Consider the following 15,266-nt stretch of genomic DNA (forward strand, 5'->3'; position numbering starts at 1 on the left):
TCGGATGTCGGGTCGGCGGTCGGCCTCCAAGGGTATCCGCACGCCGCGGTAACGGTCTGCCCCCGGGCATGCGCGGCCGCTCCCGTTTCGGGGGCTCCGCCCCCGAACCCCCGCCGGGGCTCCGCCCCGGACCCCGCTCCTCAATCGCCGGAGGGGCTGGGTGGTGGGGCTCGGAGGGCGTACCTCCGCCCCGGCCCCTGCAACGCCGGAGGGAGTGGGGGTACGAGCCCGTCCGTCGCCGGGCCCCGCACCCCGACCGCCGGAAGGGCTGTCGTCCGGCGCCGGAGGGCGTGGCTCGGGGGACGGCCGGGCGGGCGGTTGACGCCGGGGCGTCAGCGGAGGGATTGCTCGACCTCCTGGGCCACCTCCGCCGCGCGGGTCGGGGTCAGTGGCGTGCCGGTGGCGTCCGTGACATAGAACGCATCGACCGCGTTCGCGCCCAGTGTGCTGACGTGGGCGCTGCGGACCGTGACACCGGCGGCCTCCAGGGCGCGGCCGATGCGGTGGAGGAGGCCGGGGACGTCCTGGGCACGGACCTCGATCACGGTGGCGAGCTGGGAGCTGCCGGGCGCGACCGTCACCCGAGGTGGCGGGGCGTGGACGCCGCGGCGGCGCGGGTACTTGCGGTAGGCGGCCTCGCGCTCGGCGAGCCGGGCGACGATGTCGAGCGAGCCGTCCAGCGCGCGGAGCAGATCGTTCCGTAGCCGGGCGGCCTGTGGCAGCGAGCCGTACTCGGCCGCCACCCGCCAGCTCAGCAGCAGGACATCGCCGCCCGAGCCGCCCGCGCCGCCCGCGCCGTCCAGTTCCGTCGGCAGCTCCATGGCGCGCAGGTCGGCCGCCCGGACCGTGAGCCGGTGCAGGGCCAGGACCCCGGCGGCCGCGGACAGCACTCCGGACTGCTCGGGGACGGCGATCAGCAGCTCGACGCCGATCGGTTCCGGTTCCGTCGCCTCGTCGGGGGCGCCCGGGGGCGGGGTCTCGGAGCGGGCGTGCAGGGCCAGTACGGGGCTGCCGGTGCGACGGGCCTCGATGGCGAGCCGTTCCTGTTCGGCCGTGGTGTGCTGCGGGGTGGACGTGTCCGTGGCGGGCGAGCCCGCGAGGACGGCGGCGACCCGCTTGACCAGGTCGGCGACGAGCGCGCCGCGCCAGGTGCTCCAGGCCGCGGGGCCGGTGGCCAGCGCGTCGGCCTCGGTGAGGGCGTGCAGCAGTTCCAGGGTGTCGGGGCCGCGGACCGCGTCGGCGACCGAGCGCACGGTGGCCGGGTCGTCCAGGTCACGGCGGGTGGCGGTCTCGACGAGCAGCAGATGGTGGCGTACGAGGGTGGCGAGGACGGACACATCGGCGCGGTCGAAGCCGATGCGGGTGGCCACGTCCCGGACGATCGTCTCCCCCACGACCGAGTGGTCGCCGGGCCAGCCCTTGCCGATGTCGTGCAGCAGCGCGGCGACCAGCAGCAGGTCGGGGCGGCCGACGCGGCGGCTGAGCGCGCTGGCGCGGACCGCGGTCTCGACGAGGTGGCGGTCGACGGTCCAGCGGTGCACGGGGTTGCGCTGCGGGCGGCAGCGCACCCGCTCCCAGTCCGGCAGCAGCCGGGTGATCAGGCCCTCGGCCTCCAGCGCCTCCCAGACCGCGATGGTGGACTCCCCCGCGCCCAGCAGGGTGACCAGTTCCTCCCGGGCCTCGGGCGGCCAGGGCACCGGCAGCGGGCGCGCGGCGGCGGCCAGCCGCCGTACGGCGTGCAGCGAGAGCGGGAGGCCGGCCTGGGCGGCGGCCGCGGCGGCCCGCAGCGGGAGCACGGGGTCGCGCTCGGGGCGCGCGGCACGGGCGAGCACCACCTCGCCGTCCTGTTCGACGACGCCCTCGGCGAGCGGGCTGCGCTCCGCCGGGGTCTGCGCGGAGCCGGAGCCCCCGCGGCCACGGCCGCCGAGCAGTCCGCGCAGCCGCGGCCGGTTCGCCGAGCGGGCGCGCAGCACCCGGTCGACCTCGCGCCAGGTGACATCGCTCGCGTACGCGATGGTCCGGGCCGACTCGTAGACCTGGCGCAGCAGGGCGTCGGCGTCCAGCAGGCCGACCGCGGCCGCGATCTGGTCCTGTTCCTGGAGGGAGAGCCGGTCGGTGGCCCGGCCGGTGGCCAGGTGGAGCGCGTCGCGCGTGTCCAGCAGCCGCCGCCGGGCCTCGTCCAGGCCCTCACGGGGCGCGTCGGCGAGCCAGGAGGCGGCGATGGCGCGCAGCGCGGTGGCGTCGCGCAGCCCGCCGCGGGCCTCCTTCAGGTCAGGTTCGAGCAGGTACTGCAGCTCGCCGTGGCGCTCGGCGCGCTCCTGGCACAGTTCGCGCAGTTCGGGCAGGCGTTTCGGGGCCTGGGCGCGCCAGTCGGCGAGGACGGCGGTGCGCAGCCCGGCGGTGAGGTCGGCGTCGCCCGCGAGGTGGCGGGCGTCCAGCAGGCCGAGCTGGACCTTCAGGTCCTCGGCGGCGGTCTTGCGGGCCTCGTCGGGAGTGCGTACGGAGTGGTCGAGGGCCAGCCCCATGTCCCAGACGGGGTACCAGACGTGGTCGGCGAGCGCGGCGAGGGCCGAGGAGTCGGCGGAGCCGTCGTGCAGCAGGACGACGTCGAGGTCGCTGCGCGGGGACAGTTCACCGCGTCCGTATCCGCCGACCGCCACCAGCGCCGCGCCGCCGGTGATCCCGGACGTCTCGGCGCCGCCGGCGAGCAGTGCGGCCAGCCACTGGTCGGTGAGTCCGGCGAGCGCGCCACGGCGCGGCGGCCCGGACCGCGCCTCCTCCTGGAGGAGTCGCAGCCGGGCCGCCGCGTAGCCGCCGGGGCCCGAGTCGGTGGTCTCTGTCCTTGGCTCGACGCGTTCCATCAACTCGGCTGCTCCCTGTCAGCTGGGCGTGCGGTCGGTCGGGGCCGTGGCGACGGCCCGGTTCACAGGGCGTCCGGGCCCCGTTCGCCGGTGCGGACCCGGACCGCGGTCTCGACGGGGACGCTCCACACCTTGCCATCCCCGATCTTTCCGGTGCGGGCGGCCTTGACCACGACGTCGATGAGGTCATCGGCCTCCTCGTCCTCGGCCAGTACCTCGATGCGGACCTTGGGCACCAGGTCGACGGTGTACTCCGCGCCCCGGTAGACCTCGGTGTGGCCGCGCTGGCGCCCGTAGCCGCTGGCCTCGGTGACGGTCAGGCCCTGCACGCCGAACGCCTGGAGGGCTTCCTTGATCTCGTCGAGCCGGTGCGGCTTCACAACTGCCGTGATGAGCTTCACGCGTCCACCTTCTTCGGGTCCTTCTTCGCGTCCTTCTTCTTCGCCTCGTCGGCCGGGTGCGCCGACTGGAGGCTGCCGAGGGAGGTGCCGCCGCCCGCCCCCGCGAAGTCGTACGCCGTCTCGGCGTGCTCGACCTGGTCGATCCCGGCGACCTCGTCGTCCTCGTCCACCCGGAAGCCCATCACCAGGTCGACGACCTTGGCCAGGATCGCGGAGACGATCAGGGAGTAGGCGAGGACCGCGAAGGCGCCCGCGGCCTGCTTGCCGAGCTGGTCGAGGCCGCCGCCGTAGAACAGGCCCTTGGCGTCGCTCTGCACCCGGCCGGTGGCGAAGAGGCCGATGAGCAGCGAGCCGATGAGGCCGCCGACCATGTGGACGCCGACGACGTCGAGCGAGTCGTCGTAGCCGAACCTGTACTTCAGGCCGACCGCCATGGCGCAGACGACACCGGCGATGACGCCGACCGCGATCGCGCCGAGCGGGCTGACCGCGCCGCAGGCGGGGGTGATCGCGACGAGTCCGGAGACGGCGCCGGAGGCGGCGCCCAGGGTGGTGAAGGAGCCGTGGCGGATCTTCTCGTACGCGAGCCAGCCGAGCATCGCGGCGGCGGTGGCGACCTGGGTGTTGGTGAAGGCGGCCGCGGTGACGCCGTCGGCTCCGAGCCAGGAGCCGCCGTTGAAGCCGAACCAGCCGAACCACAGCAGACCGGAGCCGAGCATGACCAGCGGCAGGCTGTGCGGCCGCATCGGGTCCTTCTTGAAGCCGACCCGCTTGCCGATGACGAGGATGACGCCGAGCGCGGCGGCGCCGGCGTTGATGTGGACGGCGGTACCACCGGCGAAGTCGATCACGCCGAGCTTGAAGGCCCAGCCGTCGGCGGCCCACACCCAGTGCGCGACCGGGAAGTAGACGACCGTCGCCCACAGGGCGATGAACAGCGCCCAGGCGGTGAACTTGACGCGGTCCGCGAGGGCACCGCTGATCAGCGCCGGGGTGATGATCGCGAACATCATCTGGAACAGGGCGAAGACATAGACCGGGATGGTGTAGCCGGGCCACAGCTCGGTCAGCCCGATGTTGTGCATGCCCAGCCAGTCGAAGCCGCCGAACAGGTCATTGCCCTTGTCGAAGGCGACGCTGAAACCGTAGAGCGTCCACAGGATGCTGACGATGCCGATGCTGATGAAGCTCATCATCAGCATGTTCAGCACGCTTTTGACGCGGACCATGCCGCCGTAGAAAAAGGCAAGGCCGGGCGTCATGATCAGGACCAGCGCGGCGCACAGCAGCATGAATCCGGTGTTGGCCGCGCTGAGTGCGTCATCGGGCGTGATCTTGTCCGCGGCAAGCGTCGTGATGCCCACTGGCATCGGCGTCTCCTCGCTGTCGAATCGGCCCGTGCGGGCAATAAACAAAAGGGCCGGTATTCGCCACGAGGTTGGCGCAGCGCCGTTTCAGTCGATGCCGCTCGATGTTTCGCGGCAGTGACGAAGGGCGCCCGTGTGTTACGCCCCGATGAATTGAGGGTGCGGAGACTTCCGCTCCGTTACCTTGTCGTACCCCTGGCCGGGCGGCCTCAGACGGCCCGGGGGGAGCCCGTCCCGTCGGGGGAATCGGGCAGCATCGCGACGAGTTTGTCGCTCAGCTCCGCGACCTCGGGCACGTCCCCGAAGTGGCGCACCGCCGTGTCCACGGTCTTGCGGAGGCGGTTGTTCACCCGCTCCGAGCGGATCCGCTGGGCCAGCGGCAGCGCCTGCCCGGCGATCTCCGCGCACTGCTCGGGCTGCTTCTGGAGGAGGTGGACGGTGGCCATGCCGATCAGGTTGAGCGCATACGAACGCTGGTGTCCGCCCTCGCCGCCGGCGATCTCCTCGCCGAAGAGGCGCACGGCGTTGCGCATCACCGGGTCGGCGAGCTGGGCGTAGGTGGGGCTGCGGCCCGCGACGTAGGCGAGGTCACGGTAGGAGTGGGCGTTCTCCGCGTTCAGCTCGGCCTCGGAGAAGAAGCCGATCCAGTTCGGGTCGCCGTCGCCCGCGGCGCACTCGCCGAAGGTGTCCTCGGCCATCTTGACGGCGCGGTGGCACTTGCTGGGCTGGCCCATGTTGGCGTACGCCCGGCCCTCCATCGCATACAGCATGGCCTGGGTGCGCGGGGTGGCGCTCTCCCGGCTGCCGTACTGCGCGAGGTGGATCAGCTCCAGCGCATCGTCGGGCCGCCCCACGTGGATCATCTGGCGGCTCATGCTGGAGAGGATGTACGAGCCGAGCGGCCGGTCGCCGGACTCCTTGGCGGCGTGCAGCGCGAGGACGAAGTACTTCTGGGCGGTCGACTGGAGCCCGATGTCGTAGCTCATCCACCCGGCCAGCTCGGCCAGCTCACCGGCGACCTTGAACAGCCGCTTGGACACCCGCTCGGTGTGCGGCTCCTGGAGCAGGTCGGTGACCTCGTGCAGCTGGCCGACGACCGCCTTGCGGCGCAGCCCGCCGCCGCACTGGGCGTCCCAGGCGCGGAACATCGTGATGGTGGACTCCAGCAGCTCGAGCTCCGGCTCGGAGAGCCGGGAGATGCGCCGTGAGCGGCTGCTGTCCGCCACCCGCGCGCCGCCGGGCGCCCCGCTCGGCGAGGGCACCAGCCAGCGCTGCATCGGCTCGATGAGGGCGGGCCCCGCGGAGAGGGCGAGGGAGGTGCCGAGGAAGCCCCGCCGGGCGAGCATGAGGTCGCTGCGGGAGAACTCGCCGATCAGCGCGACGGTTTCGGGACCGGCCCAGGGAAGATCCACTCCGGACACGGACGGTGACCGGTGGGCGGGACGCAGCCCCAGGTCCTCGATGCCGACCACACAGCCGAAGCGCTCGGAGAACAGCTCGGAGAGGATCTGCGGAATCGGCTCGCGCGGCTGCTCCCCGTCCAGCCAGCGGCGCACCCGCGAGGTGTCCGTGCTGATGTGGTGCGCACCTAACTGGCGCGCCCTGCGGTTGACTTGGCGGGCCAGCTCCCCCTTCGACCAGCCGCTGCGCACGAACCACGATCCAAGCTGCGCGTTGGGTCGCTTGTCAGCACCGCCGCCGCTGTCGCCCACCGGAACGCCCCCATCCCACGAATCTTTCCGGACCGCCACCAGAATGCCTTCTGTCACGGTCAGTTGTCCCCGCGATACGGCGCATCAACCGTCCGTCGCGGGAACCGGCCCTTGCCAGTGGCAAGTACCGGACCGCGACCGGGCGAGTGCGTGCAACCGGGGATCGTGCACCGAAAGTAATCCTACGATCACGCCTCTCGCGAGGCGGACCGGGAAAACGCCACCATTCGCCACCCCTTCGAATGAACCCCTTCGCGTATTCACACGATTCACTTGACACGGAGCGACCGGACGAAGGCGAACAGGTGCACAGCGGGGCGCATGCGCCGTTCCGCGCCACCCGTTACACCGCGACACGCCATCTGCCGCACCACATCGGCGACGGAGCGTCATGGGTGCGCTCCGGCTCGTAACCATCGAGAGCGCGACCCGTTGGAGGGGGCATGGGCTTCACGATCGGCGGCATCCGGGACATGCGGTCCGGCTCACGGCGCCGCGGCCGCACGTCCGAGTCCACCACGGTGGCGGAGTACACCGGGCTGTGGGGCTGGGACGTGGTGCCGGGCGCCCGGGCCACGCGCGGCGCGGGCGGCAGCAGAAACGAATGCTCCTGCGGCGTTGCCGACTGTCCCGCCCCCGGCGCCCATCCGCTCGGCTTCGCCTCCGGCGTGCCCGCAGGCGCCACGCTCGACGCCGCGGCGGCGGCGTGGGAGGAGGTCCCGGGCGCGGCCGTGCTGCTGCCCGTGGGCCGGTCGTTCGACGTCCTGGAGGTGGCCGAGTACGCGGGGCGGCACGCCCTGGTGCGGCTGGAGCGGATGGGCCTGCCACTGGGCCCGGTGGCCGTCACCCCGCACGGGCGCGCCCAGTTCTTCGTCGCGCCGGGGGCCGCGGACGAACTCCCCGGGCTGCTCTACCGCATGGGCTGGGACGATGCCGACCTCGATCTGCGCTGCCTGGGGAAGGGCGACCACATCACCGCGCCGCCCTCCGACCTCGGTGGCCTGGGGCCGGTCCGCTGGCTGCGCCCGCCGACCCTCGACACGGCGGGCCGGCCGCCGCACGCCCGGCTGGTGCTGGGCACCCTGGCCTACGCGAGCCACCGGGCCGGGGCCTGACCCGTCCCCGCGGCAGTTCGCCAAAACGGTTCCCCCGCTGTCTCCCCCACGGGATCGCGAAACGCCGGACGGGCTTGAATCGGCCATCGATTCAAGCCCGTCCGGCGATGAGGGGACTGTGCGGGGACCGGATCAGTCGCCGATCAGCGCGTCGACGAACGCCTCCGGCTCGAACGGCGCCAGGTCGTCCGCGCCCTCGCCCAGCCCGATCAGCTTGACCGGTACGCCCAGTTCGCGCTGGACCGCGACCACGATGCCGCCCTTGGCGGTGCCGTCGAGCTTGGTGAGCACGATGCCGGTGATGTCCACCACCTCGCGGAAGACCCGCGCCTGCACCAGGCCGTTCTGGCCGGTGGTGGCGTCGAGCACGAGCAGCACCTCGTCCACCGAGCCGTGCTTCTCCACGACCCGCTTGACCTTGCCCAGCTCGTCCATCAGGCCGGTCTTGGTGTGCAGCCGCCCGGCGGTGTCGATGAGGACGACGTCCGCGGACTCGGCGATGCCCTCCTTCACCGCGTCGAAGCCGACCGACGCCGGGTCGCCGCCCTCGGGGCCGCGGACCGTACGGGCGCCGACCCGCTCGCCCCAGGTCTGCAGCTGATCGGCAGCGGCGGCCCGGAAGGTGTCCGCCGCGCCCAGCACGACCGACTTGCCGTCGGCCACCAGGACCCGGGCGAGCTTGCCGGTGGTGGTGGTCTTGCCGGTGCCGTTGACCCCGACGACCATGACGACGCCCGGCTTCTCCTCGCCGTTCGCCCCCACCCCGCTCTCGGTGTGCACGGTGCGGTCGGCCTCGGTGCCGACGAGGAGCAGCAGCTCCTCGCGCAGCAGCCCCCGCAGCTCCTCGGGGCTGCGGGTGCCGAGCACCTTGACCCGCTCGCGCAGCCGCTCGACCAGCTCCTGGGTCGGGGCGACGCCGACGTCGGCGGTCAGGAGCGTGTCCTCGATCTCCTCCCACGTCTCGTCGTCGAGGTGCTCACGGGACAGCAGCGTCAGCAGCCCCTTGCCCAGGGTCGTCTGGGACCGGGACAGCCGGGCGCGCAGCCGGACCAGCCGGCCCGCGGTGGGCTCGGGGACCTCGACCGGCGGGGCCTCCGGCGCCTCGGGGGCGGCCTCCGCGGGCGCGGCCGGCGCCTCGGCGCCGGGCAGGTCCACCTCTTCGATGGTTCTGCGCGGCTCCTCGCGCGGGGTTTCGGCCTCCTCGCCGACGTGCGGTTCGGCGGGCGGCGCGGTGACGGACGGGCTGCTCGGCGGTGCCGGGGGCAGCCGCTTCTTCTTGCGGCTGCTGATCACAAGCCCGCTGATCGCGGCGAGCGCGACCACAGCGATGACTACAGCAAGGATGACGAATTCCATAACCCACCCAGTATCAGACACACGGCGGAGGGAGTCATTCGCCTCCGAGCCCGGCTTCGCGGGCCCGGACGATCGCCTGGGCCCGGTCGTGCACCTGGAGCTTGGCGAAGATCGACCCGACGTGGTTGCGCACGGTCTTGTCCGTGACCACAAGACGCTGGGCGATCTGGCGATAGCCGAGCCCGCCCGCGAGCAGGTCGAGCACCTCGCGTTCGCGTGCGGTGAGGGTCGGGAACGCCTCCTTGGCCGACGCCGAGCCGGAGGCGCCCAGGAGCACCCCGAGCCGCTCCGCCATGCGCGGGCTGAAGACGGCACCGCCGCGCACCACGGTGTGCAGGGCGCGCAGGATCTCGTCCCGGCCCGCGCCCTTGAGGAGATAGCCGCGGGCCCCGGCGCGCACGGCGGCCAGCAGGCTGTCGTCGTCCTCGGACATCGTCATGACCATCACCCGCGCCTCGGGGCGGGCGCACAGGATCCGCCGGGTGGCCTCCAGACCGGACCGGCCGGGCAGCCCGAGGTCCATGACCACCAGATCGGGTGCGGCGCGCCCGGCCTCGGCCACCGCCTCGTCCGCGCAGGCCGCCTGGCCGACGACGGTGAAGGCGTCGTCCAGGTTGACGGCGGCGGCCAGGCCCTCGCGGAACAGGGGGTGGTCGTCGACGAGCAGCACGCGCCACTGCGCGGCGACCGCCGGCCCGGTCACGGGGCCGGCGTCCGCTCCCTGGGCTTGGCCTGCGTGATGAGCGTCGTACAGGACCTGCATCCGGTGTGCTCCAGGTGTTCTTCCGGGTCCTCGTGCTCCCCCGGTCCGGTGAGCGGCAGCACCGCGTGCACCACGGTGCCGGTCGCGGAGCCGGTGACCGAGCAGGAGCCGCCGATCTCCTCGGCCCGCTCCCGGACCGAGGCCAGTCCGACGCCGCGCACCGCGGTCTCCGGCAGTCCGCTGCCATCGTCGGTGATCTTGATTTCGAGGGTGCCGGGGGTGTCGGGGGCCGTGGCCAGTTCGACCCGGACCTGGCGTGCCCGGGCGTGTCGTACGGCGTTGGTCAGCGATTCGGCGGCGATCCGGTACGCCGCGGTCTCGACGCCCGGCGACAGCGGGGGCAGGACGGCGGGCCGGCTGGCCACGCTCACCCGCAGCCCGTCCACGCCGAGCCGCCGGGCCAGGTCCCGCACGGCACCGGCGAGACCGCGCTCGGCGAGGGCGGCCGGGGCGAGCCCGGCGGTGATGCGGCGCACCTCGACCAGGGCCTCGGCGAGCGTTTCGGCGGCCTCGGCGAGCTGGACGCGGGCCGGGTGGCCGGGCGGGCAGGAGGTCTGGGCGATGTCCAGGCGCAGCCGCACGGCGGCGAGTTGGGGCCCGAGGCCGTCGTGGATCTCCCGGCGCAGTCGGCGCCGCTCCTGTTCGCGGGCGAGCACCAGCCGTTCGCGGGCGGCCTGCGCCTCCTCGGCCAGCCGCAGCGCGGCGAGCGCGGGGGCGGCCTGGTCGGCGAGGAGGGACAGCAGCCCGCTGTCGCGCTCGGCGGGGGTCCCGGAGCCGTCGCGGGAGACTTCGAGGCGGCCGACGGTGCGGCCGTGGTGGCGCAGCGGGTAGGTCTGGACGCGGCCGGTGAGCGGCGCCCCGGCGTCGGCCAGCCTGCGGGGTCCGGCCCGGGTGTCGACGCTGACGGCCGCGCCGGAGACGCCGAGGTCCTCGACGGCGCTGCGGCAGATCTGCTGGGGCACCTCGCCCGGGTGCGGGGCCTGCTGGAGGCGCACGGCCAGGGCGCTGACGGCTTCGTGCGGCCGGGCCCGGGGCCCGTAGAAGGCGCGCTCGACGCGGAGGGTGAGCCAGCGGGCTGACGGCCGCAGGGACCAGCCGAGCAGCAGGGCACCGCCGACGGCGGTGACGGTCGTCCCGTTGCGTACGGAGGGGAGCCCGGCCTGCACGGCGACGGCACCGCAGACGACGACGGCCGCGAGCGAGGTGAGGACGAAGGCGCGGGCGAGCCGGTGGCTGGTGGAGCGGTCGAGCCGCCAGATGCCGGTGCGGGCGACGCCCAGGCAGATGGCGGCCGCCCAGACCGCGCTGCCGAGGGTGCGGGCCGCGATGGTGGGCACGCCCTCGCCCCACTCGGACAGCAGGAGGGAGACGCACGCCGGGTAGGCGGCGGCCAGCAGGGCCCAGTCGCGCCGCTCGGCGCCGGCGGAGACGGCTGCGCGGCAGCACAGGGCGGTCGTGACGGCGACCGCCACGGTGCGCAGCACCCAGGGCTCGGCCTCGCCGTAGGTGTCGAGGTGGTCGAAGGCCCATTGGCCCCCGGCGGTGTGGAAGGCGGGGTTGGTGACGGCGCCGACCCGCGGCTCGCTGATCAGCCACAGCGCGGCGTATCCGAGCCAGTAGGCGGAAGCCCCCGCGCTCATGACCCACCAGTGCCAGCGGCGCTTGCCGCCGCGGGGGAAGAGCCACAGCGGCAGCAGCAGGACGGTCAGCGGGCGGCAGACCATGGCGGCCACCGCGAGCAGCAGGGACACGGCGGCGCCGACCGGTCCGAGGCCGGCAGGCCCCAGGAGGTCGGCGACGGCCGAGGGCAGCAGCCACAGGGCGCCCGCGACCAGCAGCACTCCGCCGTAGCGCCGGGCGGACCGCTCGGCGAGCAGCAGGACGCCGACGCCGAGCACCGGGACGCCCACGGCCACCGAGGTCAGGACCGCGGTGCCGCGCAGGCGGGTGGACGACAGGGCGAGCCACTGGTCGTCGACCCGCAGCAGACCGGCGAGCCAGCCGGCCAGCACGACGACGAACAGCGCCGACACCCCGCCCGCTGCCTGCACGGCACGGTCTTTCGGAAGGGCGTGCCGCATGTCAGCCGACGGCCGGCCCGGCGAGCCGCGCGGCGCCGCCCCGGACCCACAGCGTCACGTAGTTGGCGCTGCGGCCGGGGCGGCATTTGTACTCGTCCCACTTGTTCTCCTCCACCCCGGCCTCCCCTGCCTTCCGGCAGGCGCCCTGGGTGTCGAAGTGTCCTTCCTCCCGCCACCCCGCGCCTCCGGACGCGGTGGCGGGGGAGGCGCTGGCGGTCCACATGACGGTGCCGGCGAGCAGGCCGAGCGCCGTGGTCGCGCGGATTCGGGAAAGTCGCATCTTCAACCTCCTGGTACTCGCCCGAGCTTTACCCCGCATCACGGCACTGAACAGCGCGGACGCCATGCCCCACCCGAACCGGTGACCCGCCCGCACCCGCGTTCCGGTGGCGCGTTCACCCTTTCCGGTTCACCACACGCGTCACCACACCTGGAAGAGGACGGCGACGGCGATCGACTCGGCCTCGTCGTAGGGGATTCCGAACCGCATCAGGGCGAGCATGACGGGCTGCGCGGCCCAGATGTCCAGCGTGTCCAGGTAGTTGGCGAGCCGGTGGGCATAGCGGCGCACCATGGCGGTCTCGCGCGGGGTGAGCCGACCGAGCACCTTGGCGAGGAGGTCGCCGCCGTAGCGCAGCGCGGTGACCATCAGCCGCTGGCGGATGCGCTGTGCCTCGGCGGGGGTGAGACCGCCGGCGAAGAGGGCGTCCTTCGCGGCCTCCAGTTCCCGGGTGTCGCCCGCGCCGAGCCGGACCCGGCCGACCAGGTCGTCGATGTCGGATGTGGTGATGAGCGTTTCCCCCGTGCTGATCATGCGCCCCTCCTCAGGGTGGTGGTGCTTTCCCGGGCCCGGCTCGCCGGGCCCAGGATGACGATCGCGCGCCCCGCGTCCCAGGCGCATGAGTCATCCGCCCCGGCTCCGCCCGGTGCCGCGCCGTAGCTATTTGACGGTTCGTCAGCTACGGTCCGGTGGCCCGCGCACGCCCGCCCCGCGACGAAGGGGGATCCCCGCCATGGCCGTCACGGTCGTACGCCTGAACCTCGTCGATCCCGCCGCCACTCCCCGGGCGCTGGCCGAGCGGTACCGCGCCGCCGTCGACATGGCCGCCTACGCCGACGAACGGGGCGTCTCCACCGTCCAGACCGAGGAGCACCACGGCGCGGAGAACGGCTGGCTGCCCTCGCCGCTGGCCTTCGCGGGCACGGTGCTCGGCGCCACCGACCGCATCACGGTGACCGTCTCCGCGCTGATCGCGCCGCTGTACGACCCGCTGCGGCTGGCCGAGGACATCGCGGTGCTCGACCTGGTGAGCGGCGGCCGGCTGGTCACGGTGGCCGGGATCGGCTACCGGCCCGAGGAGTACGCGGCGCTCGGCAAGGACTGGCACGGGCGCGGCGCGCTCCAGGACGAGGCGCTGGAGACGCTGCTCGCGGCGTGGACGGGCGAGCCGTTCGCGTACCGGGGCCGTACGGTGCGGGTCACCCCGCGTCCGTACAGCCGGCCGCATCCGCTGCTGCTGGTCGGCGGCAGCTCGAAGGCCGCGGCCCGCCGCGCGGCCCGGCTGGGCCTGCCCTTCTTCCCGAGCGCTCATCTGCCGGAGCTGGAGGGGTACTACCACGCGCGGCGGCTGGAGTACGGCACGGAGGGCTGGTGCCTGATGCCACCCGAGGTCACCCCGCTGCTCCACGTCTCCGAGGACCCGGACCGGGCCTGGGCGCTGTACGGGGAGCATCTGCTGCACGAGGCGCGCACCTATGCGTCCTGGCAGTCGGGCACGGTGCGCTCGGCGGTCTGCTCGCACGCCGCGGACGCCGGGGCGCTGCGCCGCGAGGGCGTCTACCGGATCGTCACGCCCGAGGAGTGCGTGGCGTACGCGCGGCAGAGCGGCGAGCAGGCGAGCCTGGTGCTGCATCCGCTGTGCGGCGGGATGCCGGTCGAGGAGGGCTGGCGGTGCCTGCGGCTGTTCGCGGAACGAGTGCTGCCCCGCCTCAAGGAGTGAGGCGGGGCAGTTCTCTTGGGATGAGGAGTGGGCGGCGGGGGGGGGTCAGCCCATCTCCTCCAACGCCTTGCCCTTGGTCTCCGGCACCCACTTGAGGATGAACGGGATCGAGAGCAGGGCGAAGGCCGTGTACAGGATGTAGGTCCCGGACAGGTTCCAGTCCGACAGGCTCGGGAAACTGGCGGTGATGGCCCAGTTGGCGATCCACTGGGCGGAGGCGGCGACGCCCAGGCCCGCGGCGCGGATCTTGTTCGGGAACATCTCGCCGAGCAGCACCCAGACGACCACGCCCCAGGAGAGGGCGAAGAAGAGCACGAAGGCGTGGGCCGCGACCAGTGCCACGACGCCCTGGCCGTGCGGGAGCTTGCCGTCCACCAGGTCCGCGGAGAACGCCCAGGCCACCAGCGCGAGCGAGATCGTCATGCCGACCGAGCCGATGAGGGCGAGCGGCTTACGGCCGATCTTGTCGACGAAGACCATCGCGATCACGGTGCCGAGGATGTTGATGATCGACGTGGTGAAGGAGTAGAAGAACGAGCTGCTCGGGTCGACGCCGACGGACTGCCACAGCGTCGAGGAGTAGTAGAAGGCCACGTTGATGCCGACGAGCTGCTGGAACACCGACAGCCCGACACCGATCCAGACGACCGGCAGCAGCCCGAACCGGCCGCCGAGCAGGTCCTTGAAGGTGGACTTGTGCTCGCTGCGCATCGCCTGCTCGATCTCGCCGGCCCGGACGTCCAGGTCGACGGTCTTGCCCTCGACCTCCTTCAGGACCTCCTTGGCGCGGTCGATCCGGCCGACCGAGATCAGGTAGCGGGGGGACTCGGGGATGACGAAGGACAGCACCCCGTACACGACGGCCGGGACGACCATCACCCCGAGCATCCACTGCCAGGCCTCCAGGCCGGCGATCTTGCCGCGCTGGTCGCCGTCGGCGAGGTTGAGGATGGCGTAGTTGACGAGCTGGGAGACGGCGATGCCGATGACGATCGCGGCCTGCTGGAAGGAGGCGAGCCGGCCGCGGTACGCGGGCGGCGCGACCTCGGCGATGTAGGCCGGGCCGATCACGGACGCCATGCCGATGCCGATGCCGCCGAGCACCCGCCACATGGCCAGGTCCCACAGGGCGAAGGGCACGGCCGAGCCGACCGCGCTGACGGTGAACAGCACGGCGGCGATCTGCATGACGCGGATCCGGCCGATCCGGTCGGCTATCCGGCCCGCGGTGGCCGCGCCGATCGCCGAACCGATCAGCGCGATGGCGACGACCTGGGCGAGGGCCGCGGACCCGATGTCGTACCGGCCGCGGATGGCTTCGACCGCTCCGTTGATCACCGAGCTGTCGTAGCCGAAGAGAAAGCCGCCCATCGCGGCGGCGGCGGTGATGAAGATGACATGGCCGAGATGGTCCGGCTGGGCTTTACGGCCCTCGGACCCCAGTACCTGCGCGGTGGTGGTCAACGTGAACTCCTGTGGCCCGCCCGGCAACGCTGCCGGACGTGGGGGGAAGACCCTTCCGGTGGAGGCGGAGCCATGTGAGGTCGGCCACCACTTAAAGGTAAAAGCGACGTTGCAGAGACTATTCCTTCAAGTTTCGAAGTCAATAG

12 protein-coding genes are annotated in these 15,266 nt (G+C 73.1%); 2 read left to right on the plus strand and 10 right to left on the minus strand.

What is annotated here, in order from left to right; genetic code table 11:
* Positions 1-332 precede the first annotated feature (332 nt).
* From ACH4SI_RS31385 to ACH4SI_RS31400, 4 genes are all read right to left on the minus strand, one after another.
* On the minus strand, positions 333-2,861 hold the full coding sequence (locus ACH4SI_RS31385; RefSeq protein WP_398301644.1) for a [protein-PII] uridylyltransferase: 2,529 nt from the start codon (positions 2,859-2,861) through the stop codon (positions 333-335).
* A gap of 62 nt (positions 2,862-2,923) precedes the next feature.
* Positions 2,924-3,262, minus strand: a complete 339-nt coding sequence (locus tag ACH4SI_RS31390; RefSeq protein WP_398301647.1) for a P-II family nitrogen regulator — start codon at positions 3,260-3,262, stop codon at positions 2,924-2,926.
* The gene (locus ACH4SI_RS31395; RefSeq protein WP_398301649.1) at positions 3,259-4,632 is read right to left on the minus strand and encodes an ammonium transporter; all 1,374 of its coding nucleotides are present in this window, start codon (positions 4,630-4,632) and stop codon (positions 3,259-3,261) included. The genes ACH4SI_RS31390 and ACH4SI_RS31395 overlap by 4 nt, the downstream gene beginning before the upstream one ends.
* Before the next feature lie 206 nt (positions 4,633-4,838).
* Complete coding sequence (locus tag ACH4SI_RS31400; RefSeq protein ID WP_398301651.1) at positions 4,839-6,341, minus strand: hypothetical protein; 1,503 nt, start codon at positions 6,339-6,341, stop codon at positions 4,839-4,841.
* Between the two features lie 443 nt (positions 6,342-6,784).
* Between ACH4SI_RS31400 and ACH4SI_RS31405 the strand changes: the two genes are divergently transcribed.
* A complete protein-coding gene (locus tag ACH4SI_RS31405) occupies positions 6,785-7,456 on the plus strand; it encodes a bifunctional DNA primase/polymerase (protein WP_398301653.1) in 672 nt (223 codons plus the stop codon).
* A 132-nt stretch (positions 7,457-7,588) separates the two neighbouring features.
* Here the strand turns inward: ACH4SI_RS31405 and ftsY are convergent, their stop codons facing one another.
* From ftsY to ACH4SI_RS31430, 5 genes are all read right to left on the minus strand, one after another.
* The gene (gene ftsY, locus ACH4SI_RS31410; RefSeq protein ID WP_398301656.1) at positions 7,589-8,812 is read right to left on the minus strand and encodes a signal recognition particle-docking protein FtsY; all 1,224 of its coding nucleotides are present in this window, start codon (positions 8,810-8,812) and stop codon (positions 7,589-7,591) included.
* A gap of 34 nt (positions 8,813-8,846) precedes the next feature.
* Complete coding sequence (locus ACH4SI_RS31415) at positions 8,847-9,515, minus strand: response regulator (protein ID WP_398301658.1); 669 nt, start codon at positions 9,513-9,515, stop codon at positions 8,847-8,849.
* On the minus strand, positions 9,512-11,626 hold the full coding sequence (locus ACH4SI_RS31420; protein ID WP_398301660.1) for a sensor histidine kinase: 2,115 nt from the start codon (positions 11,624-11,626) through the stop codon (positions 9,512-9,514). The genes ACH4SI_RS31415 and ACH4SI_RS31420 overlap by 4 nt, the downstream gene beginning before the upstream one ends.
* A 31-nt stretch (positions 11,627-11,657) precedes the next feature.
* Positions 11,658-11,936, minus strand: a complete 279-nt coding sequence (locus tag ACH4SI_RS31425) for a hypothetical protein (RefSeq protein WP_398301662.1) — start codon at positions 11,934-11,936, stop codon at positions 11,658-11,660.
* A gap of 141 nt (positions 11,937-12,077) precedes the next feature.
* Entirely contained in the window at positions 12,078-12,470 is a 393-nt protein-coding gene (locus tag ACH4SI_RS31430; RefSeq protein WP_398301664.1) for a hypothetical protein, read from the minus strand.
* 199 nt (positions 12,471-12,669) lie between these two features.
* Here ACH4SI_RS31430 and ACH4SI_RS31435 point away from each other — a divergent pair, with 199 nt between their 5' ends.
* Positions 12,670-13,656, plus strand: coding sequence for an LLM class flavin-dependent oxidoreductase (locus tag ACH4SI_RS31435; protein ID WP_398301666.1), 987 nt, complete (start codon positions 12,670-12,672; stop codon positions 13,654-13,656).
* Between the two features lie 45 nt (positions 13,657-13,701).
* On the opposite strand, the gene ACH4SI_RS31440 is transcribed toward ACH4SI_RS31435, so the two are convergent.
* Entirely contained in the window at positions 13,702-15,120 is a 1,419-nt protein-coding gene (locus ACH4SI_RS31440; RefSeq protein ID WP_398301668.1) for a sugar porter family MFS transporter, read from the minus strand.
* Positions 15,121-15,266: the final 146 nt, after the last annotated feature.

This window comes from Streptomyces sp. NPDC021212 (assembly GCF_044332925.1).
Taxonomy (GTDB): Bacteria; Actinomycetota; Actinomycetes; order Streptomycetales; family Streptomycetaceae; genus Streptomyces.

Coding starts and splice junctions, on each gene's coding strand:
- ACH4SI_RS31385 (WP_398301644.1), bottom strand. CDS start 2,861: ATGGAACGCGTCGAGCCAAGGACAGAGACCACCGACTCGGGCCCCGGC.
- ACH4SI_RS31425 (WP_398301662.1), bottom strand. CDS start 11,936: ATGCGACTTTCCCGAATCCGCGCGACCACGGCGCTCGGCCTGCTCGCC.
- ACH4SI_RS31435 (WP_398301666.1), top strand. CDS start 12,670: ATGGCCGTCACGGTCGTACGCCTGAACCTCGTCGATCCCGCCGCCACT.
- ftsY (WP_398301656.1), bottom strand. CDS start 8,812: ATGGAATTCGTCATCCTTGCTGTAGTCATCGCTGTGGTCGCGCTCGCC.
- ACH4SI_RS31405 (WP_398301653.1), top strand. CDS start 6,785: ATGGGCTTCACGATCGGCGGCATCCGGGACATGCGGTCCGGCTCACGG.
- ACH4SI_RS31430 (WP_398301664.1), bottom strand. CDS start 12,470: ATGATCAGCACGGGGGAAACGCTCATCACCACATCCGACATCGACGAC.
- ACH4SI_RS31395 (WP_398301649.1), bottom strand. CDS start 4,632: ATGCCAGTGGGCATCACGACGCTTGCCGCGGACAAGATCACGCCCGAT.